This is a genomic window from Kribbella sp. ALI-6-A (assembly GCF_001984195.1).
Taxonomy (GTDB): domain Bacteria; phylum Actinomycetota; class Actinomycetes; order Propionibacteriales; family Kribbellaceae; genus Kribbella.
The window spans coordinates 528,934-546,707 of sequence record NZ_MTQN01000011.1 but is presented as its reverse complement, the minus strand read 5'-3'; the positions used below and the strand labels follow the sequence as shown (position 1 = coordinate 546,707).

Genomic DNA, 17,774 nt, shown 5'->3' with positions numbered 1-17,774 from the left:
CGAGTGGGGTGGGTGGATGAGCGCGCGACAGAGCACTGTGCTGCGCTGTTACGGGCCTGGGCAGCAGTTGAAGGCCGACGAGGTCGAGCTGGCCGCCGGACCGGGGGAGACGCTGGTCGAGATGGACGTCGCCTCGGTGACCCAGCTCGACCGGACCGTGCTGGCGGGCAAGCTCGCCCAGCAGTTGCAACCGCCGTTCGTCCCGGGGTCCGAAGGCGGCGGCGTGGTGGTCGACTCGGAGCTGTACCCGTCGGGCACCCGGGTGGTGATCCGCGGCGGTGGCGTCGGCGTGACCCGGCCGGGGACCTGGGGCTCGATGGCGGTGGTGCCGGACTCGTCAGTGCACCCGCTGCCGATCGGGTTCGACACGGCCGAGGCGCTGGCCCTGCTGGCGCCGGCCTTGACCGCCCACACCGCCGTACGGCGAGTGGCCGGAGTCGTCCACGGTGAGACGGTCGTGGTCACCGGCGCGACCGGTCTGGTCGGGCGGCTGTGTGCTGCGGTCGCTCGAGCCGCCGGGGCCGGCAAGGTGATCGGTCTGGCCCGTTCGGGCGACTCCGTGGACCTGCTGACCCGGCTGGTGGACCAGGTGGTCCGGGTGGACGAGCTGGGCCAGGTCGGGCGAGAGCTGCCTTGGTGTGACGCGGTGATCGACACAGTGGGTGGTCCGGTGACCAGCGGGGTGATGAGTCACATCACGCCGGGCGGGCGGATCGCCGTACTGGGCTACACGGCCGGGGAGTTCGCCACGCTCGACCTGCACCAGCTGATCGGGCGGGATCTGCGCGTGCTGCCGGTGAACATGCAGCGCACGACGATCGAGGCCGGAACGGTGTCCCAGGTGCTGGCGGACATCGCGCCGGCACCGATCACGCCGGAGCTGGACATGATCCCGGCGTACCGGGTGGACGAGGCGCTCGACCGGCTGGTCGGCGGTACGGCGGAGCGGCGGGTGCTGCTCGACCTGACCCGGCTGCGCTGAGCGGTGGACGGGCGGCGGCTGCGATGACAGGCTGGACCGCTGGTCAGGCGGCCGGCTGCACGACCGGCGCGGCACGCGGTGGCGCGGGGGCGCGGTGGCCAATCCGCCGCCGGAACCCCCGCGCGGGCCTCTGCACCGCTACGGTTACCTCCCAGACGTGTATGCAGTGGACGAGAGAGGCAGCCCGCACCCGATGACCCGACGACTCGAGCTCACGCCCGGGGGGCCCAGTGGCAGGCGCACTCTCGCCGAGGAAGCCGCTGCCGAGCTGCACGAGCTCATCCTGTCCGGCGAGCTGCCGAGCGGGACCGCCCTGCGGCTGGAGGAACTGGCCAAGCGGCTGGACATGAGCCAGATGCCGATCCGGGAAGGGCTGCGCCGGATGCAGGCGCTCGGCCTGGTCGAGATCGTCCCGCACAAGGGCGCCTGGGTGCGCGAGTTGTCGATGGAGGACCTGCGCGACACCCACGAGACCCGGCTGGCGCTGGAGACGCTCGCGGTGCGTGCCGCGGCGACCCGGTTCGCCGAGTCCGACGCGGTGGTCGCCAAGGCGGCGCTGGCCGAGCACGTCCGGCTGTCCAAGGTGGGCGACATCATCGCCTCCCGGCAGGCGCACACCGAGTTCCACTTCGCGATCTACCGGGCCGGTGGGTCGCGCTGGCTGCCGCGCGCGATCGAACCGGTCTGGCAGAACAGCGAGCGCTACCGGTTCGGCTCGCGCCAGACCAAGGCGCGGATCGAGCAGACCCGGCGCGAGCACCAGGCGATCCTGGACGCCTGCCTGGCGCACGACGAGCAGGGCGCGGACGCGGCACTGCGCGAGCACCTGGAAGGTGCGTTCCGCCGGATCAGCGAGACGATGGCCCGGCGGTACACCAAGGAGCAGTGAGCGGGACCTGGGTCAGTCGGCCAGGTGGGCCGGGAAGCCGCCGGTGGCGATCGGGCCCCAGCGGGTCGGGGTGATCCGGATCAGGCACTTGCCCTGCTTGCGCATCGCCTCGCGGTACTCGTCCCAGTCCGGGTGCTCGCCGGAGATCGAGCGGTAGTAGTCGACCAGCGGCTCGACCGCGTCCGGCAGCAGGATGACCTCACCGGTGCCGTCCACCTGCACCCACGCGCCGTTCCAGTCGTCCGACAGCACCATCACGCTGGCCTGCGGGTTGCGCTGCACGTTGGTGCTCTTGGCGCGCTCGGGGTAGGAGGAGATGACGATCCGGCCCTCGGCGTCCACACCGCCCGACACCGGCGAGGCCTGCGGCGTACCGTCCTGGCGGGTGGTGATCAGCAGCATGTGGTGACGCGGACGGACGAACTCCAGCAGTCCGTCGAGGTCGACCTTGGTGTTGGTGGCAATCGCTCTCGGCATACCGCCCACCCTAGTCCCGCCGGTCAGGGCACCGTTGTCTCGTGCACGCTCAGCCAGCGCACGCCGTACCGGGCTGACTCGTCGGGGACCAGTACGGCGGTGACGCGTCGCGACGAGCCGACCGAGTGCCGCTCCAGGAACCGGCAGACGACCACCTGGTCGGTCCGGATCACCAGCTGGAACTGCTCGATCCCGATCGTCAGTCCGGGCACGGCGTTGCGCGCACCGGCCAGTGCGTTGCTCAGCCCGACCAGGTCGACCCGGGCGCCGTCGGTGGCGACCAGACTGAACTCCGGGTGATGCATCTGGCGGAAGGTGTCGAGCAGGCCGTCCTCCGCCTCGCTGCCCAGCCAGCGGGCGAGGTCCTCGTGGTGCCGGACGACCTCGGCCTCGATCTGGTCGGTCATGCGAAGTCCATCCGGAGCAGTTCGTCCGGATGGACCACTTGCTCGAGCTCGTCGTCGCCGAGCTTGTTGATCAGCGCCTTGAACCGCTGCGCCTGCGCTGTGGTCGGCAGTGCTCCCGCCAGCAGGTCGGGCAGGAGCAGCTCGTAGCCGCAGCGCGCTCGCTCGGTGTACCGGTGCCGGGTCCGGGCCACCGCCGAGGCGACCCGGATGGCATGCTCGTTGCCTGCAGCAACAGCGGTGCGGTCGGTCTCCCGGGCGGCGAAGCGGTAGCCGTTGGCCAGCTCGCAGCGGTGGCAGTCCAGCGGGCCGGCTCCGAGCTGCTCGCCGCAGTCGGGGCAGCGGAGTTGTTTCAGGGCGCCGTCGACGACCCGCCAGTCGAACTCGGCCGGGTCCTGCAGGACCACCTCGGCCAGGGTGTGGTCGTCCGTCGTACCGGCGTCGGCGCGGAAGTGCCGCCAGGCCGCGTCGATGCTCTGCTCGACTTCGGCGACCGCGGCCCGGAAGCGTGGGTGGTCGACTCGGCGCATGCAGGCGAGTCTAGGTGGCTTGTAGGCTCGCCCCGATGAGTCAGTACGCCGGTGTGCCGGGGCCTGCCGAGTTCCGGATGGTTCCGGAGACCCGCGGGCGGGCGCTGCTGCCGATGGTGGGCCTGCTGGTGCTGTTCGCGGTGGTGCTCTTGCTGCTCGGGTCGCTGGGCGGACTGGTGGTCGGGATCCTGGCGAGTGCGATCGGCACCATCGCCGCCGTGACGTACCTGATGCTGAAGCTCAACCGGCTGACGGCGGCCAACGTGCTGCGGTTCGACGACCGGGGGATCCACTGGCAGGCCGGTGGGGGAGTCGTCCACGAGGTGGCCTGGGCGGACGTGACCGGGGTCGGACCGGTGAACGTGCAGCTCGCGCCGCGGCGGCGTTTGCATGCCGGACCGGTCCCGCGGACCGTGCAGGCGTCGATGGCCGATCACGGGGTGCAGGGGTGGTCGACGGTGACGTTGCCGGCCCGGACACCCGCGGTGATGCGGCAGGCGCTCGCCGCGATGCCCGTCGACGAAGCGTCCGGAAAGCGGCACATCGGGATCCCGCTGGGGTCCTTCGATCCCGACTGGCCGGCCGGGCCGATCGGCGCCTGGATCCGCGCTCGGCGCCCTGACCTGCGGGTCTGACTCCCGGGGCCGGACCTGTGGACGACTCGATTGACACGAGTCGAACAGGTGTTCGAACATGGTGGGGTGACGGGGACATCGGGAGACCGAGCAGTACTGACTCAGGCCGAAGCCGCTTCGGCCCGGCCCAAGCCTGCCCGCCGCGCCACGGCCCTTGATCAGGCCCGCCACCTGCTGGCCCGGGCCCACGCCCAGAAGGCGGCCCGCGAAGCCGAGACCGCGGCTCCTCCTGCCCAGAGTCCGTCCGGGGTGCTGACCGCTCTGCCGACGCTCGACACCGCCCGCTCCCGAGCGGTTTCGGCGCCGCGCACCACCGAGACCCGGGTCCAGCAGGCGCTCGACACCGCCGGCGCGGAGCGGTCACTGCCGACGCTGCCGGCCGTTTCCGAACTGCTGTCCGGGGCTCCACTGCGCGGCGGCGCGGTGTACTCCGTGCGCGGTTCCAGCGCCCTGGTGATGGCGATGATGGCCGGCCCGTCCGCCGAAGGCGCCTGGTGCGGAGTGGTCGGGATGCCGTCGTTCGGCGCGGAGGCGGCCCGTGCTCTCGGGGTCGATCTCGAGCGCCTGGTGCTCGTCCCCGACCCGCAGCACGACTGGTTGAGCGTGGTCGCCGCGCTGGTCGACGCCCTGACCGTGGTGGTGGTCCGTCCGCCTGGCGAGGTCACCTCCGGCGAGGCGTCCCGGCTGTCCGCCCGGCTCCGCACCAGGGGCGCGATGCTGATCGCCGTCGGCTCGTGGCCGGGCAGCGAAGCCCGCCTCGAGGTCCAGGCCAACACCTGGAGCGGGCTGGGCGCCGGTGAGGGCCACCTCACCGCCCGGCAGGCGACGATCGCCGTCACCGGCCGCGGCGCCGCCGTACGGCCTCGGCGGCATCAGCTCTGGCTGCCGGCTCTCGACGGGACCATCCGGTCGGTGGACGACGGGGTGGTCGACGACAGCACCCGCTGGTTGCAGGAGGCGGTCGGCTGATGACGGTGACGGAGCAGCTGAAGGCTTCCGGTTCCACCCGGCAGGTGGGGCAGCGGACGATGGTGGTGTGGGTGCCGGACTGGCCGGTGCTCGCGGCGGCTTCGGTGGAAGGGGTTTCGCCGTCCGCCGCCCTGGCGGTCCTGCAGAAGGGCCGGGTGCTGGCCAGCTCGGCAGCGGCCCGCGCCGAGGGAGTACGCCGCGGGCTCCGGGCCCGGGACGCCCAGTCGCGCTGCCCGGACCTGCTGGTGCTCAAGTACGACCCGGTCGTCGACGCGCGGGCGTTCGACCCGGTGATCAGCTGCCTGGAGGCGCTCACCCCGGGCATCCAGGTGATCCGCCCGGGCATGTGCGCGCTGAAGGCCCGCGGCCCGAGCCGGTACTACGGCAGCGAGCCGGCCGCCGCGGAGAAGTTGCTCGACCGGCTGGAGACGTACGACGTACCGGGTGGGCGGGTCGGGGTCGCCGACGGCCCGTTCGCGGCGGAGCAGGCCGCGCGGGCCGCGTCGGCGCAGACCCGGGTGCGGGTGATTCCGCCCGGCGGGTCGGCCGAGTTCCTGGCGCCGCTCACGATCGACACGCTGGAGCGACCGGAGCTCACCGATCTGCTGCGGCGGCTCGGCCTGCGATCGCTCGGCGCGTTCGCGCGGCTCCCGGCGACCGAGGTGCTGACCCGGTTCGGGCCGGACGGCGCGTTCGCCCACCGGCTGGCCCGCGGCGACGACGACCGCGCGGTGGTGGCCCGGGAGGTCCCACCCGAACTGACCCGCACCCTCGACTTCGAACCACCGGTTGACCGGGTCGACCAGGTCGCGTTCGCGGTCCGTACGGTCGCGGAGGAGCTGGTCGGCCGGCTGGCCGCGCTCGGCCTGGTCTGCACCACACTGCGCGTCGAGGTCGGGACGGAGTCCGGCCGGGTGCACGAGCGGGAGTGGTTGCATCCCCGCTGGTTCGCCCCCGGCGACGTGGTCGACCGGGTCCGCTGGCAGCTCCAAGGCAGCGGCACGGCGACCAGTGAGCTGACCTCACCAGTGGTGCGCCTCCGCCTGGTCCCTGAGCGGGTCGACCCGGTCGGCGCCCACGTCGACACGCTCTGGGGCAGCGGTCCCGACGAACGGATCCACCGCGCCCTGTCCCGCGTCCAGAGCATGCTCGGCCACGGCGCCGTGGTCACCCCGGTGATCAGCGGCGGCCGCGGCTATGCCGAACGCCAGACCTTGATCCCCTGGGGGGATCCGCTCACGCCTGCGCGTCCGCCCAGCGATCCCTGGCCTGGTTCGCTTCCCGCTCCTACCTCGCCACCTACTCCTGTGCCTGACGACTCGTTCTCCGGTCTCTCCACGCAGACCGCTGCTTCTCTGGCTGCGATTTCCCCGCCCGTCAGCTCCGTGCCTGTCCTTCGCACCGAGCACGTGATCGGAGGTCTTCAGGTCTTCTCACCTTCCAGCTCCGAATCGACCGCCCCCAGCGCCTCCAGGCAGGAGTCCTCCGCCACCGTGTCCCGCCGGCCACGCACCACGACCCCGCTGCCCCTGCCGTCCACCTCGGGCTGGCCGGTGCCGGTGCCGACGCTGGTCTATCCCTCGCCTCGTCCGGCGGAGGTGCTGGCGGCCGACGGGCGGCAGGTCACGGTCAGCGCCCGCGGCGGCCTGTCCGGCGCCCCCGCCGCCTTCCGCCTGCTGCCCGGGCCGCAAGTTGCCGACAGCAACAAACTGCATCCGGTCACCGCCTGGGCGGGCCCGTGGCCGGTGGAGGAGCGCTGGTGGGACGAAGAGGCCGAGAACCGGCTGGCCCGCTTCCAGCTGGTCACCGCGGACGGACGCGCCTGGCTGGCCGCCGTACAGAACACCCACTGGTGGATCGAGGCCAGCTATGACTGACCCCACCACCTGGGGCTTGGCCGGCGTGTCCAGCACCTGCCGCCACTCGACCGAGGGGCAGCTGGTCTGCGCCCGGCGCCACCTCCTGGCCGCGCACCGGCAACGTCACCGACTCACCGCCCACCGCCACCTGCGCTACGCCCGCCGCCATCTCCTCGCCGCGCATCCCTGCCCGCCCAGCGCGGTGCGGGCTTCCGCCGGTCCCTCACGCGCCGCCGGAAACCACCTGACGCCGTACCGGATCTCCTGCCCTGCCAGCCATTCCCTCGCCGGTGCCCGTCATCTCCGCCTGCCCTGTCACCGCCGGCCGTCCACCTGGCGACGTCTCCAGCGAGCTCATCACCAACTCCACCACCTACGAGCAGGAGCCGACCGTGCGGTGGGGTAGACCTCGTTCGGGTACGGCGAGAATCCGGCGGCGCGTGCCGGCGTTGACGCCTACGATCTGGTGGCATGCACAAGAGCCGGGTTTCGACGTTGCTGATCGACGTACCGCGGGAAGAGGCGCCGAGGGCCGCGGAGTTCTGGAGTTCCGCGTTGGGGGTGCGGACGGGCAGTCCGCCGGGGGAGCCGCAGTACATCAGCCTGCACGACGCGGTGCCCGGCATGGTGACCGCGATCCAGGCGCTGGACCAAGGGGAGTCGCGGTACCACCTGGACATCGAGACCGACGACGTGGACGCGGAGACGGCGCGGCTGATCGGGCTCGGAGCGGTCGAGGTGTCGAGCTGGCAGGGCTGCCGGACGCTGCGGGTGCCGGGTGGGCAGCTGGTGTGCGTGATCCCGGTGCACTCCGATCCGGAGGAGTTCGCGGCCCGCGCCACGACCTGGGCCTAGCCGCTCGCCCCCGCGGCAGGAGCACGCCGAGGCCGCGCCGACCACCGCTGAGACCACATCCGATGCAGTCGTGGCGACCAGGGCCGCTGAGGGTCGGCTCGGGGTGGCTCCCCGATGCGCACCCGCACCCCGGCTGGCTAGGTTCGGGGCACGGCCTGGGGCTCGAGGGTGGGGATGTGGATGAGGGCGATCGGACAAGATCGGTACGGCGCGCCGGACGTGCTGGAGCTGTGGGAGATCGACCGGCCGGTGCCGGGGGCGAGCGACGTGCTGGTGCGGGTTCGCGCGGCGGCGGTCAACGCGCGGGACTGGCACCTGATGCGAGGCGACCCGTACGTGGCTCGCCTGATGGATCGCACGACGTTCGGCCGCCGCGGTCCCCGGCAACCGGTGCGGGGAACCGACTTCGCCGGCGTGGTCGAGTCGGTCGGGGCCGGCGTCACAGCGTTCAGCCGGGCGACGAGGTGTTCGGCGAGGCGGAGGCGGCGTTCGCGGAGTACGTGTGCGCGCCGCAGACGCGGCTCGTCGCCAAGCCGCCCAACCTCACCTTCGAGCAGGCGGCTGCTCTGCCGCTCGCCGCCAACACGGCACTGATGGGGCTGCGCGACCTGACAGCCGGTCAGCACGTGCTGGTGAACGGCGCGTCCGGCGGGGTCGGCACCTTCGCGGTGCAGATCGCCACGGCGTACGGCGCGGAGGTGACCGGCGTCTGCAGCACGCGGAACGTCGACTTGGTCCGCTCTCTCGGTGCCGAGCATGTCGTCGACTACACCCACACGGACTTCACCCGCGAGAGCGCCCGGTACGACGTACTGCTCGATCTCGTCGGGAACCACTCACTGAGGGAGTTGCGGCGAACGCTGAAGCCGGGCGGCACGCTGGTTCTGTCGGGCGGCGGGGTGTCGCGGGGCGGGAGCCTGATCGGTCCGATCGCGCTCATCGTCCGGGGCGCTCTGATCGGGAAGTTCGCCCGCCGTCATCGCGTGGTCGTGCTCGAAGCGGTGCCGAGCGCCGCGAACCTGCGCGTACTGGCCGAACTCGCGGAGACCGGAAAGATCGTCCCGGCCATCGATCGGGAGTATCCGCTGGAGCAGGCCCCGGCGGCGATTGGTCATCTGGAGGTCGAGCACGCGCGCGCGAAAATCGTTCTCACCGTCTGAACGCACTGGCCCAGGTCAGAGTGCTGCGGCGCGGGCGGTCAGGTACTGACGTTCGGGGAACGACTGGGTCTGCCGGGCCGCCTGCTCGTACGCCGTCCGGGCGGCTTCGGCGTCGCCGGCGAGCTCGAGCAGGTGGGCTCGGACGGCTGTCGTGCGGTAGTGGTTCGCGAGGGCCGGGTCCTCGGCGGCCCGGTCGAGGCGGTCAAGGCCGGTGCGCGGTCCGTGCACCATCGCGACCGCGACGATGCGGTTCAGGGTGACGATCGGTCCGGGGGAGAGGGTCTCGAGCAACTCGTAGAGGACCAGGATCTGGCGCCAGTCGGTGTCCGCGGGATCCAGGGCCTCGGCGTGCACGGCGGCGATCGCGGCCTGCAGCTGGTACGGGCCGATCGGGGCCGTGCGCAACGTGCGGGTGATCAGTTCGGTGCCTTCGGCGATCGACGCGCGGTGCCAGCGCGAGCGGTCCTGCTCGGGAAGCGGGACCAGGGCGCCGGACGGCGCGGTCCGGGCGGGACGGCGCGCGTCGGTCAGCAGCATCAGCGCGAGCAGGCCGCTCACCTCGCCCTCCGCCGGGAGCTGCTCGTGCAGCTGGCGGGTCAGCCGGATCGCCTCGGTGCTCAGCTCGACGCGGTGCAAGCTCTCGCCCGAGCTCGCGGTGTAACCCTCGTTGAAGATCAGGTAGAGCACGTGCAGTACGGCGGCCAGGCGCGGGCCGAGTTCGTCGGGCGGCGGCATCCGGAAGGTCGCGCCGCCGGCCTTGATCGACGCCTTCGCGCGGCTGATCCGCTGGCCGATGGTTGCCTCAGGCACCAGAAAGGCCCGGGCGATCTCGGCCGTGGTCAGGCCACCGACGGCGCGCAGGGTGAGCGCGATCTGCGACGGCGGAGTGAGGGCCGGATGGCAGCACAGGAAGAGCAACGTGAGGGTGTCGTCGGTCTGCGGCGCCGGAGCGGGGTCGGTCGGCTCGGTGGCGGCGACGGTCTCCTCGCGTTTGCGCCGGGCCGCCTCGCTGCGCAGAAGCTCGATCCGGCGCCGGGACGCGACGGTGATCAGCCAGTTCAGCGGCTGGTCGGGAACGCCGTCGACCGGCCACTGCGTGGCGGCCGCGAGCAGCGCCTCCTGTGCGGCGTCCTCGCACAGATCGAACGCGCCGTACCGGCGGACCAAGGGACCGACGATCCGGGGCGCGAGCTCCCGCAGCAGCCCCTCGAGTTCCGGCGAACCCGGCTCCGGCCCACCCGGCCGCGCCGCGTCCGGCGTACCGGTGCTCACCGCAGGAAGCTCAGGTCCCGCACCGGACGGATCTCCACGATGCTGAACGCCGCCTCCGGGATTTGCGTGACGATCTCCGTCGCGCGCTCGACCGTGTCGCACTCGACCAGGTAGAACCCCGCCAGCTGCTCCTTGATCTCCGCGAACGGGCCGTCCGTGGTGACTGCCTTTCCATCGCGCACCAGCACCTGCTTGGTCAGCCCCGGATCGTCGAGCGACTCGTTGGCGAGCAGCTCACCGGTCGCACTCAACGCGCTCTCCAGTTCGGTGTAGCCGGCCATCGACTCCCGGCGCTGTTCCTCGGACAGCTGGTTCCACAGCTCACGCCCTTCGGGATTGCCGTAGATCAGGATCAGGAACTTCATCGGTCGCCTCTCCTCCGCTGAGAGGACCAGCCTAGGACTTGATATGTAGGATTAAACCTACCTATAGTGGAGCCCATGCCGCCGCGCCCGAGTGTTGTTGCCGAAAGCATCGAAGACAGGGTGTTCGCCGCGTTGTCGAGCCCGGTCCGCCGGGAGGTGTTGCGACTGCTGCGCGACGGCGGTCCGCAGCCGGCCGGGGTGCTGGCCGCGCACTTCGCGATGGCCCGGCCGAGTTTTTCCGAGCACCTGCGGGTGCTGCGCGACGCCGGGCTGGTCAGTGAGCGCAAGGAAGGGCGGCAGCGGCTGTACCGGTTGGAGCCGGTGCCACTGGCCGAGGTGCAGGAGTGGCTGACGCCGTACGAGCGGTTCTGGCGCGAGCGGATGGCCGCGCTGGGTGACGTGCTGGACCGGATGGAGGACGCATGACCGAGGACCTGACCACGATCGAGGTCGACCAGTTCTACCCGCACCCGCCGGGCAAGGTCTGGCGGGCGCTGACCGAGCCCGAGCTGATCGCCCAGTGGCTGATGCCCGGCGACTTCCGGCTGCAGGTCGGGCACCGCTACACGATGCAGTCCCGCCCGGTGGCCGCCAGCGGCTTCTCCGGTCTGGTCGAGGCCGAGGTGCTCGCGTTCGAGACCGAGAAGCTGCTCCGCCTCGGCTGGCGCGACGCGGCCGGCGGAGACGCCGACTGGACCATCACCTGGACGCTGCAGCCCGAGGGGCACGGGACCAGGTTGTTCCTGCTGCACGAAGGCTTCGACCCCGACGACCCGCTCCAGCGCCAGGCCCACACGATCATGAACGGCGGCTGGCGCACCGGCGTACCGAAGGCTCTGGCGAAGCTGCTCGACCGGGTCTGACCACGCGGCGGGTTTTCGCCATCCGGAGGCACGCAGTCTCCCTTCGGTCTCGATCAGGTCACCGGTCGGTGACGTGCGTAGCGGGGCCGGTTCGGAGGCGTTCGAGTAGTCAGGGACGAATCCGGGGCTACCCCGGTGTGGCCGGGGCGAAACCCAGTGGCGGGCCCCAGTAGAGTTACCGGCGGGACTGGGGTTCCAGGGACCGAGCCAGAGGAAAAGGGGGAGGGTCGCGTGCCGGACGTGGAGGTGTCCGACCGGGTACTGACGATCCCGAACGCACTGAGCTTCGCACGGCTGCTCGGTGTGCCGCTGTTCCTGTGGCTGATTCTCGGCCCGGAGGAGGACGGCTGGGCCCTGCTGGTGCTCGCCGTCTCCGGCTTCACCGACTGGGCCGACGGCCAGATCGCCCGCCGGATGAACCAGACCACCCGGCTCGGCCAGATGCTCGACCCGGTCGCCGACCGGCTCTACATCTTCGCGACCGTGCTCGGCCTGGCGCTGCGCGACATCATCCCGTGGTGGCTGGCGATCGCGCTGCCGCTGCGCGATCTGCTGCTCACCTTCACCCTGCCGGCGCTGCACCGCCGCGGCTTCAACGCGCTGCCGGTGCACTTCCTCGGCAAGTCCGCGACCTTCTGCCTGCTGTACGCGTTCCCGCTGCTGCTGCTCGGGGACGGCGACAGCACGCTCAACCTGCTGGCCCGCGTGTTCGGCTGGGCGTTCGCGATCTGGGGCACGGCGTTGTACTACTGGGCCGGCGCACTGTACTTCGTGCAGCTGCGGCACCTGATCCAGACCGTCGAACCGATCAGCGGGCGACCGGGTCGATCGTGACTCAGCAAGCTCCACCGGGACAGCGGCGCGTGGACGCGTCGATGTCGCTGCTGAACAACCTGATGGCGCACCCGCTCGACGAGGGGTATGCGATCAGCGCCCGGCTGCGCCCACCGCAGAACGGGCCGAAGAAGGCCCGGCACCGGATCATGCTGGTGGTGGCGTTCGTCGTGCTCGGCTTCCTGCTGTCGGTCGCCGCGGCGCAGAACTACCGCAGCGCGCCGGCCGCGGAGAAGCAGCGCAACGAGCTGATCGAGCGGGTCGAGCAGGCCGACAACCGGCTGAACGACCTGCGCAACCGGCAGTCCGCGCTGGCCGGGGAGGTGCGCGGTCTGCAGGCCGGCGCGCTGTCCGACTCCGACGCGGCGCTGCAGCAGAAGGTCGACGACCTGGAGCTGCAGGTCGGGTCGGTCGCGGTGACCGGGCCGGGGATCAAGGTGGTCGTCGACGACGCCAAGAACGCCGACGACAAGGAGGGCCGGCTGCTCGACGTCGACCTCCAGCAGCTGGTCAACGGGCTGTGGACCGCGGGCGCCGAGGCGATCTCGGTGAACGGCCACCGGCTGACCAGCCTGACCGCGATCCGGGGCGCCGGCAGCGCGATCACGGTCGACTACAGCTCACTCAACCCGCCGTACACGGTGCTCGCGATCGGTGAGACCGCGACGTTGCCGGCCCGGTTCGCGCAGAGCTCCGGCGGGCAGTGGGTGCAGTACCTGGTGAGCAACTTCGATGTCCGGATGACGACCACGACGGAGGACTCCTTGCTGGTGCCAGCCGATGCGACCATCGCGCTGCGATACGCGAAGGTGGGGCCGAGATGATCGCCGTGCTCGGTCTGGTGATCGGCGTGGTGATCGGCCTGCTGGTCGCACCCGACGTGCCCGACTGGGCCCAGCCGTACCTGCCGATCGCCGTGGTGGCCGCGCTCGACGCGGTCTTCGGCGCGCTGCGCGCGTTCCTGGACGGGATCTTCGACGACAAGGTGTTCGTCGTCTCGTTCGTCTCGAACGTGCTGATCGCCGCCCTGATCGTCTACCTCGGTGACCAGCTCGGCGTCGGCTCGCAGCTGTCCACCGGCGTGGTGGTCGTGCTGGGCATCCGCATCTTCACCAACATGGCCGCGATCCGCCGGCACGTCTTCCGGGCCTGATCATGAGCGACGACCAGCAACCGCCGCAGGGCACGCCGCCGGAGGAGCCGAAGCGCCGGCACGAGCCGCAGCACCGCGGCGACGCCCATCACCGCGCCGACAAGCCGTCCGAAGCCCCGAAGCCCGCCGCCGGTCCGACACCCGCCGGTACGACGTCCGAAGGCACCTCGGCCGGTACGGCGTCCGAAGGCGCCTCGGCCGGTACGGCGTCCGAAGGCGCCTCGGCCAGTACGGCGTCCGAAGGCAAACCTGCCGCTCCGACGCCCGATCCGGCCCACCCCGCCGCCCCGACCCCGATGCCGCCCGCGCGCCCCAAGGGCCCGAACCTCGCGTTGCGCCGGCTGCGGGCCGGGTTCAAGCCGTCCCGCGGCCAGGCGATCGTCGCCGTCGTGCTGGCGCTGGTCGCGTGCACGGCGGTCGTCCAGGTCCGGGTGAACCGCGCCGACGACGGCTACCAGAACGCCCGCCGCGAGGACCTGATCGCGATCCTCGACGGCCTGAACCAGAACAACCGCCGGCTGGAGAGCGAGATCACCGAGCTGGAGGAGCGCAAGAACACGCTGTCGTCCAGCGCCGACAAGGCCCAGACCGCGCGCGAGCAGGCCGAGCAGCAGGTCCGGACCCTCGGCATCCTGGCCGGAACGCTGCCGGCCCAGGGGCCGGGGGTGCGGATCACGCTGAACGACCCGGAGGGCAAGATGACGTCCGGCAACCTGCTGGACGCGATCGAGGAACTGCGCGACGCCGGGGCCGAGGCGATCCAGATCAACGGAACGGTCCGGGTGGTGGCCAGCACCGACCTGATCGACGACGCGCCCGGTGTGCGGGTCGACGGCCAGAAGGTCACCTCGCCGTACGTGATCGAGGCGATCGGCGAGTCGCACAACCTGGCCGAGGCGGCCAACTTCCCCGGTGGCCTGGTCAGCGAGGTGACCGGCCCGCAGATCGGTGGCACCGCCGAGGTGACCGAGTTGCGGCAGGTCCAGATCACCGCCTTGCACGCCCCGGAGGAGCATCGCTACGCTCGCCCGGCGCCCAGCCCGACCAAGTGAGATCCTGAGTGAAAGAGGACCCGAGGTGTACCCCGAAGACCTGAAGTACACGGCCGAGCACGAGTGGGTCAAGGCCGGCGAGGAGGGCCCGGTGCGGGTCGGTATCACCGACTTCGCCCAGGACGCTCTCGGCGACATCGTCTACGTGCAGCTGCCCGAGGTCGGTGCCGCGGTGCGGGCCGGTGACGCCTGCGGCGAGCTGGAGTCGACCAAGTCCGTCAGCGACCTGTTCGCGCCGGTGAACGGCACCGTCACCGCCGTCAACGAGGCGCTGGCCGACCAGCCCGACCTGGTCAACACCGACCCGTACGGCGAGGGCTGGCTGCTCGACATCCGGGTCGACGACGAGGACGAGGTGGCGGCCCTGATGGACGCCGACACCTACAAGGGCCAGCTCGACCAGAGCTGACGATCGGTTACTGATAGGTTTGGCGGCCTCAACCGCTGGTCGAGGGTTGAGGCCCAGTCCACACTGTTCACCACGGGGATCTACGACAACGTCGCCGGACCGCCGGCGATCGGGAGGATCACAGCATGCCGTTCTGCAACCAGTGCGGGCACGAGAACTCCGAGGGCAGCAGGTTCTGCTCGCAGTGCGGAACGATGCTCCCTGGCGCGGACCGTCCGGTGCCCGCCCCCGGCGTCACCGACACCGCGATGCTGACCCCGATCAGCGCCGAGCCCGACACCGAGCGGGTCGACCTGGCCGGTGAGGGCCTGACCGCCGAGGACGAGGCCGCCGTCGGCGCGCTGCCGGCCGGGTCCGCGCTGCTGATCGTCCAGCGCGGCCCGAACGCGGGCAGCCGGTTCCTGCTCGACGTCGACGTGGTCACCGCCGGGCGCCACCCGGACAGCGACATCTTCCTGGACGACGTCACCGTCTCGCGCCGGCACGCGGAGTTCCGCCGCGACCCGGCCGGGGTCAAGGTCCGCGACGTGGGCAGCCTGAACGGCACCTACGTCAACCGGGACCGGATCGACGAGGTCCTGCTGAACAACGGCGACGAGGTCCAGATCGGCAAGTACCGGCTCGTCTACTACGCCAGTGGCCAGGCCTGAGCCTGACGCCGGAGGAAGCAGCATCGGACAGGTGCTGCAGGTCCTGCAGGCCGAGTTCGCCGACGTCACCATCTCCAAGATCCGCTTCCTGGAGGCCGAGGGCCTGGTGACGCCGGCGCGGACCGCTGCCGGGTACCGCAAGTTCAGCGCGTCCGACGTCGAGCGGCTGCGGTACGTATTGACCGCGCAGCGCGACCAGTACCTGCCGCTGAAGGTGATCAAGGAACACCTCGGCGCGATGGACCGCGGGTTGCGGCCGACGCCGGGTGGACCTCCGGCGGCGCCGCAGGCGGCCGAGCCGGCCGGGCTGCCGGTCGCCGAGGACTTCGGCGCCGACCGGACCGAGCTGAAGCTGACCCGCGAGGAGCTGCGGGCGGCCGCGGGCATCGACGAGGCGCTGCTCGAGCAGTTGGAGAGTCACCAGCTCATCGTGGCCCGCGGCAACCACTACGACGGCGACGCGATCCTGGTCGCGAAGGCGGCGGCGCAGTTCGGCCAGTACGGCGTGGAACCGCGGCACCTGCGCCCGTTCCGGGCCGCGGCCGATCGCGAGGTCGGGCTGATCGAGCAGGTCACCGGCCCGCGGCGTACCGAGCGGACTCAGGAGCTGGCCGCCCTGGCGGTCCGGTTGCACGCCGCGCTGGTTCGCTCGCGCCTGCCTCGCTGAACCCGCGGCCGGGGCGCGTCAGCTGGTCGGCCAGCCGGCCGAGCAGAGCCATGAGCAGGATGGCGACGACGGAGACGACAAGCTGAAGGATGGGCACGCGGCCCATCGTCGCGAGCTCCGGATTGCCTCGACAGTGGCAAGAATGCCCGTCTCCGATAGATTGTCGCCATGCAGCGCAGACACCGCGTCGCGGTGGTCGCGGCCGATCGCGTCGACAGTCTCGATCTCGCGATCCCGGGCCAGGTCTTCGGCAGCGCTCGCTCCGAGGACGGCACCGCGCTGTACGACGTGATCATGTGCGGCCAGCGTCCCGGTCTGGACGTGACCGGGCGGGGCGGCGCCGAGCTGTTCCAGCTGACCGCGCCGTACGAGCTCAGTGAGGCACTGTCCGCCGACACGGTGATCGTGCCGGGCGCGCGGACGGACGGCGAGCCGTCGGCGGAGGTGCTGGACGTCCTCCGGCAGGCGCACAGCCGTGGGGCCCGGCTGGCGTCCATCTGTGCCGGCGCGTTTTTGCTGGCCGCGGCCGGCCTGCTCGACGGGCGGCCCGCGACCACCCACTGGACGTCGGCCGGCACGCTCGCCCGGCGGTATCCCCGGGTCGAGGTGGATCCCAACGTGCTGTTCGTTGACGACGGCAACGTGCTGACGTCGGCCGGCGCGGCGACCGGACTCGACCTGTGCATCCACATGGTGCGCAACGACTTCGGTGCCGCCGTCGCGGCCGAGGTGGCTCGCCAGGTCGTCGTGGCGCCACAACGCGACGGTGGTCAGGCGCAGTTCATCGTGCACCACGAACCCTCCGACGACAGTGGATCGCTGGAGCCGACGATGCGCTGGATGCGTGCGCGGCTCGGCGATCCGTTGACGCTCGCGGACATCGCCGGCCAGGCGGCCGTCAGCCCGCGCACGCTCAACCGGCGCTTCCGCGAACAGACCGGAGCGACTCCGCTGCAGTGGTTGCTCACCCAGCGCGTCCGGCACGCGCAGGAGTTGCTGGAGACGACCACACTGCCGGTCGAGGACATCGCCCGGCACTGCGGATTCGGTACGGCGATCAACCTGCGCCAGCACTTCACCCGGCGGGTGCGGCTGTCCCCGCTGGCCTACCGCCGGTCCTTCCGGCAACGCTGACGCCGCCCCCGGGAGCCAGCTCGGGCTGGGGCCGGAGAGTAGGCTGAGGATGTGCGCGAAGTCGACGTGGTCGGAGTCCGGGTTGAGATGCCCTCGAGTCAGCCGATCGTGCTGCTCCGGGAGGTCGGCGGTGAGCGGTACCTGCCGATCTGGATCGGTGCGGCCGAGGCCAGCGCGATCGCGTTCGCGCAGCAGGGGATGGAGCCCCCTCGTCCGCTCACGCACGACCTGTTCGCCGAGGTGATCCGTGTTCTGGGTCACACGCTGACCCAGGTCCGCATCGTCAATCTCACCGACGGCGTCTTCGAGGCGGTCCTGGTCTTCGACGACAAGACCGAGATCTCGGCCCGGCCGTCGGACTCGATCGCGCTGGCGCTGCGGACCGGTACGCCGGTCTTCTGCACCGAGGAGATCCTGGCCGAGGCCGGCATCCCGGTGCCCGACAGCGAGAACGACGAGAACGACGAGGTCGAGGAAGAGGAAGAGGTCGAGCGCTTCCGGGAGTTCCTGGACCAGGTGTCACCCGAGGACTTCGACAAGAGCTGAGGTTTCGGCGTTTACACCTGGGTACTTGGCTTCTCCTGGGCGAGTAACAATTCGGACTGTGAGCGCGAC

Annotated in this window: 23 protein-coding genes and 1 pseudogene; 19 read left to right on the top strand and 5 right to left on the bottom strand. The window is 71.4% G+C overall.

What is annotated here, in order from left to right:
- Positions 1-16 precede the first annotated feature (16 nt).
- Together BWI15_RS23140 and BWI15_RS23135 are read left to right on the top strand one after the other, a co-directional pair.
- Positions 17-982 carry a quinone oxidoreductase family protein gene (locus BWI15_RS23140; protein WP_077016556.1) on the top strand — a complete coding sequence of 322 codons (966 nt, stop codon included), beginning with the start codon at positions 17-19 and terminating at the stop codon, positions 980-982.
- A 193-nt stretch (positions 983-1,175) separates the two neighbouring features.
- Positions 1,176-1,871 carry a GntR family transcriptional regulator gene (locus BWI15_RS23135; protein ID WP_077016555.1) on the top strand — a complete coding sequence of 232 codons (696 nt, stop codon included), beginning with the start codon at positions 1,176-1,178 and terminating at the stop codon, positions 1,869-1,871.
- A gap of 12 nt (positions 1,872-1,883) precedes the next feature.
- Here the strand turns inward: BWI15_RS23135 and BWI15_RS23130 are convergent, their stop codons facing one another.
- Genes BWI15_RS23130 through BWI15_RS23120 form a run of 3 tightly spaced genes read right to left on the bottom strand, consistent with a single transcriptional unit; the run spans position 1,884 to position 3,282 of the window.
- The gene (locus BWI15_RS23130) at positions 1,884-2,348 is read right to left on the bottom strand and encodes a PPOX class F420-dependent oxidoreductase (RefSeq protein ID WP_077016554.1); all 465 of its coding nucleotides are present in this window, start codon (positions 2,346-2,348) and stop codon (positions 1,884-1,886) included.
- 23 nt (positions 2,349-2,371) lie between these two features.
- Positions 2,372-2,755: a hypothetical protein gene (locus tag BWI15_RS23125; protein WP_077016553.1), complete on the bottom strand. Its 384-nt coding sequence runs from the start codon at positions 2,753-2,755 to the stop codon at positions 2,372-2,374.
- On the bottom strand, positions 2,752-3,282 hold the full coding sequence (locus BWI15_RS23120) for a hypothetical protein (RefSeq protein WP_077016552.1): 531 nt from the start codon (positions 3,280-3,282) through the stop codon (positions 2,752-2,754). Before BWI15_RS23120 ends, BWI15_RS23125 begins: the two co-directional genes overlap by 4 nt.
- 35 nt (positions 3,283-3,317) lie before the next feature.
- Here BWI15_RS23120 and BWI15_RS23115 point away from each other — a divergent pair, with 35 nt between their 5' ends.
- From BWI15_RS23115 to BWI15_RS23095, 6 genes and pseudogenes are all read left to right on the top strand, one after another.
- The gene (locus BWI15_RS23115) at positions 3,318-3,917 is read left to right on the top strand and encodes a hypothetical protein (protein ID WP_077016551.1); all 600 of its coding nucleotides are present in this window, start codon (positions 3,318-3,320) and stop codon (positions 3,915-3,917) included.
- Between the two features lie 66 nt (positions 3,918-3,983).
- Positions 3,984-4,886, top strand: coding sequence for a hypothetical protein (locus tag BWI15_RS23110; RefSeq protein ID WP_237771419.1), 903 nt, complete (start codon positions 3,984-3,986; stop codon positions 4,884-4,886).
- On the top strand, positions 4,886-6,763 hold the full coding sequence (locus tag BWI15_RS23105) for a DNA polymerase Y family protein (RefSeq protein ID WP_077016549.1): 1,878 nt from the start codon (positions 4,886-4,888) through the stop codon (positions 6,761-6,763). The genes BWI15_RS23110 and BWI15_RS23105 overlap by 1 nt, the downstream gene beginning before the upstream one ends.
- 453 nt (positions 6,764-7,216) lie before the next feature.
- Positions 7,217-7,600: a VOC family protein gene (locus BWI15_RS23100; RefSeq protein WP_077016548.1), complete on the top strand. Its 384-nt coding sequence runs from the start codon at positions 7,217-7,219 to the stop codon at positions 7,598-7,600.
- A gap of 174 nt (positions 7,601-7,774) precedes the next feature.
- Positions 7,775-8,065 (top strand): annotated as a pseudogene (locus tag BWI15_RS40745) (alcohol dehydrogenase catalytic domain-containing protein); the annotation flags it as partial.
- On the top strand, positions 8,065-8,760 hold the full coding sequence (locus BWI15_RS23095; protein WP_237771418.1) for an NAD(P)-dependent alcohol dehydrogenase: 696 nt from the start codon (positions 8,065-8,067) through the stop codon (positions 8,758-8,760). The pseudogene BWI15_RS40745 and the gene BWI15_RS23095, both read left to right, overlap by 1 nt.
- A gap of 15 nt (positions 8,761-8,775) precedes the next feature.
- On the opposite strand, the gene BWI15_RS23090 is transcribed toward BWI15_RS23095, so the two are convergent.
- Both BWI15_RS23090 and BWI15_RS23085 read right to left on the bottom strand, forming a co-directional pair.
- Positions 8,776-10,032 carry an RNA polymerase sigma factor gene (locus BWI15_RS23090; RefSeq protein WP_083750949.1) on the bottom strand — a complete coding sequence of 419 codons (1,257 nt, stop codon included), beginning with the start codon at positions 10,030-10,032 and terminating at the stop codon, positions 8,776-8,778.
- Positions 10,029-10,397 carry a YciI family protein gene (locus tag BWI15_RS23085; RefSeq protein ID WP_077016547.1) on the bottom strand — a complete coding sequence of 123 codons (369 nt, stop codon included), beginning with the start codon at positions 10,395-10,397 and terminating at the stop codon, positions 10,029-10,031. The genes BWI15_RS23090 and BWI15_RS23085 overlap by 4 nt, the downstream gene beginning before the upstream one ends.
- Positions 10,398-10,472: 75 nt before the next feature.
- On the opposite strand from BWI15_RS23085, the gene BWI15_RS23080 reads away from it, so the two are divergent.
- The 11 genes from BWI15_RS23080 to BWI15_RS23030 all read left to right on the top strand — a co-directional run bounded on the left by BWI15_RS23080 (position 10,473) and on the right by BWI15_RS23030 (position 17,705).
- A complete protein-coding gene (locus tag BWI15_RS23080; RefSeq protein ID WP_077016546.1) occupies positions 10,473-10,823 on the top strand; it encodes an ArsR/SmtB family transcription factor in 351 nt (116 codons plus the stop codon).
- Entirely contained in the window at positions 10,820-11,260 is a 441-nt protein-coding gene (locus tag BWI15_RS23075) for an SRPBCC family protein (protein WP_077016545.1), read from the top strand. Before BWI15_RS23080 ends, BWI15_RS23075 begins: the two co-directional genes overlap by 4 nt.
- A 231-nt stretch (positions 11,261-11,491) precedes the next feature.
- Positions 11,492-12,094 (top strand): CDP-alcohol phosphatidyltransferase family protein, encoded by a 603-nt coding sequence (locus tag BWI15_RS23070; protein WP_077016544.1) that lies wholly within the window; start codon positions 11,492-11,494, stop codon positions 12,092-12,094.
- Between the two features lie 41 nt (positions 12,095-12,135).
- Positions 12,136-12,918: a DUF881 domain-containing protein gene (locus BWI15_RS23065; RefSeq protein ID WP_168197359.1), complete on the top strand. Its 783-nt coding sequence runs from the start codon at positions 12,136-12,138 to the stop codon at positions 12,916-12,918.
- Positions 12,915-13,247 (top strand): small basic family protein, encoded by a 333-nt coding sequence (locus BWI15_RS23060; protein WP_077016542.1) that lies wholly within the window; start codon positions 12,915-12,917, stop codon positions 13,245-13,247. The genes BWI15_RS23065 and BWI15_RS23060 overlap by 4 nt, the downstream gene beginning before the upstream one ends.
- A 2-nt stretch (positions 13,248-13,249) precedes the next feature.
- The gene (locus BWI15_RS23055) at positions 13,250-14,299 is read left to right on the top strand and encodes a DUF881 domain-containing protein (RefSeq protein WP_237771417.1); all 1,050 of its coding nucleotides are present in this window, start codon (positions 13,250-13,252) and stop codon (positions 14,297-14,299) included.
- A gap of 25 nt (positions 14,300-14,324) precedes the next feature.
- The gene (gcvH, locus tag BWI15_RS23050; RefSeq protein ID WP_077016541.1) at positions 14,325-14,708 is read left to right on the top strand and encodes a glycine cleavage system protein GcvH; all 384 of its coding nucleotides are present in this window, start codon (positions 14,325-14,327) and stop codon (positions 14,706-14,708) included.
- A gap of 125 nt (positions 14,709-14,833) precedes the next feature.
- Positions 14,834-15,358: an FHA domain-containing protein gene (locus tag BWI15_RS23045; protein WP_077016540.1), complete on the top strand. Its 525-nt coding sequence runs from the start codon at positions 14,834-14,836 to the stop codon at positions 15,356-15,358.
- Positions 15,359-15,389: 31 nt separating this feature from the next.
- Entirely contained in the window at positions 15,390-16,025 is a 636-nt protein-coding gene (gene ftsR, locus BWI15_RS23040; RefSeq protein WP_237771416.1) for a transcriptional regulator FtsR, read from the top strand.
- Between the two features lie 168 nt (positions 16,026-16,193).
- Positions 16,194-17,159 carry a GlxA family transcriptional regulator gene (locus BWI15_RS23035; protein ID WP_077016538.1) on the top strand — a complete coding sequence of 322 codons (966 nt, stop codon included), beginning with the start codon at positions 16,194-16,196 and terminating at the stop codon, positions 17,157-17,159.
- 51 nt (positions 17,160-17,210) lie between these two features.
- Positions 17,211-17,705 carry a bifunctional nuclease family protein gene (locus BWI15_RS23030; protein ID WP_077016537.1) on the top strand — a complete coding sequence of 165 codons (495 nt, stop codon included), beginning with the start codon at positions 17,211-17,213 and terminating at the stop codon, positions 17,703-17,705.
- Positions 17,706-17,774: the final 69 nt, after the last annotated feature.